1 protein-coding gene is annotated in these 1,631 nt (G+C 64.5%); it reads right to left on the reverse strand.

The genetic code is table 11. The features are described 5' to 3' along the window. Window positions 1–107: 107 nt before the first annotated feature. The gene (hmpA, locus tag QMX78_RS21365; RefSeq protein WP_282273450.1) at window positions 108–1,289 is read right to left on the reverse strand and encodes an NO-inducible flavohemoprotein; all 1,182 of its coding nucleotides are present in this window, start codon (window positions 1,287–1,289) and stop codon (window positions 108–110) included. Window positions 1,290–1,631: the final 342 nt, after the last annotated feature.

Below are 1,631 nucleotides of genomic sequence, written 5' to 3' on the forward strand. Positions count from 1 at the left end.
GCCGAATCCTAGCGCTGCCGCTGGCGCTTGCGAAGCTGCCATCAAAAAAGAAGGCCGGCGGGTTTCCCCGCCGGCCTTCTACCTCTCACACATTGCGATGACGCAGCTCAGGATTCCAACGCCGCAGCCGGGCCAAAGAATTCGTAGCGGCTCTGCGCTTCCGGCACGCCGACATCACGCAGCAGCTTCTTCACCTGCGCCATGAATGGCTTCGGGCCGAGGAAGTAGGCGTCGACGTCGCGCTCGGCGGGCAACCACTGCTCCAGCAGTTCGCGGCTGAGGAAGCCTTCGGCGTCGGCGGCATCGCCCGGCAGCGCCTCGCTGTAGCAGGTGTAGCTATGCAGCTGCGGGTGCTGCTTCTGCTTGTCGGCGATGAACTCGCGGAAGGCATGCACCTGGCCATTGCGCGCGCAATGAATGAAATGCACCTGACGGCCGCTGGCCAGCGCCTGTTCCAGCATCGGCAGGGTCGGGGTGATGCCGACGCCACCGCTGATGAAGGCGACCGGGCGCTCGCTGGCAACCAGGGTGAAATCACCGGCCGGGGCGAACAGCTCCAGCGTGTCGCCTACCTGCACCTTGTCGTGCAGATGGTTGGATACCTTGCCGTTGCCTTCGCGCTTGACGCTGATGCGATAACCGACGCCATTGGCTGCGCGCGACAAGGAATAGTTGCGGCGGGTTTCTTCGCCGTCGAGTTCCAGCTTCATGCCGATGTACTGGCCGGGTTTGAAGTTCACCACCGCGCCACCATCGACCGGGACCAGGTGGAAGGAGGTGATCTCCGCACTTTCGGGCACCTTCTCGGCAACGCGGAACGTGCGCGCGCCGCGCCAGCCGCCCGGGGCCTTCTCATTGGCTGCGTAGACTTCTTCCTCGGCGCCGATCAGCAGGTCGGCCAGCATCTGGTAGGCCGCGCCCCAGGCGTCGATGATCTCGTCGGTGGCAATGTCCGGGCCCAGCACTTCGCGGATCGAGGCCAGCAGGTGGTGGCCGACGATGGGGTAGTGCTCTGGCAGGATCTGCAGGGCAACGTGCTTGTTGACGATCTGACCCACCAGCGGACCCAGCGCTTCCAGGCGATCGATGTGCTTGGCATACATCAGCACCGAGTTGGCCAGCGCACGCGGCTGGTCGCCACTGCTCTGGTGCTTGGGATTGAACAGCGGGCGCGCGACATCGCTCTGGCTCAGCATCCGGTTGTAGAAATGCTTGGTCAGCGCTTCGCCGCCGGTCTCCAGCAGGGGGACGGTGGCTTTGATCAGGTCGCGTTGGGTGGGGCTGAGCATGGTGCGAACTATCCGGCTTCGGGGGTAGTTCCATGTTCCGCGCAGCAGGCCTGCTTTCTCGATGACTAATATCAAGAACCCGCACGATTGTGGTGCAGGGCCATGCACGGCGAGGGGCTTCACCGGTGCAACGAAATGTAGTGCCGAGCCATGCTCGGCAAAGGGGTGTTCCCGGCGGGTGTGGGAGCGGCGTGAGCCGCGAAGCCCCAGCTGCATCAGGCGGCGAAAAGCCAACCCCTCCCCAACCCTCCCCTTGGCTTTGCCAAAGGGAGGGAGCAACAGCGCGGTGCCGAGCCATGCTCGGCAACGGGCGTTCCGGTAACGCGTAGGAGCGGCGTGAGC

The sequence above is a fragment of the Stenotrophomonas sp. PS02298 genome (assembly GCF_029959445.1).
Taxonomy (GTDB): domain Bacteria; phylum Pseudomonadota; class Gammaproteobacteria; order Xanthomonadales; family Xanthomonadaceae; genus Stenotrophomonas.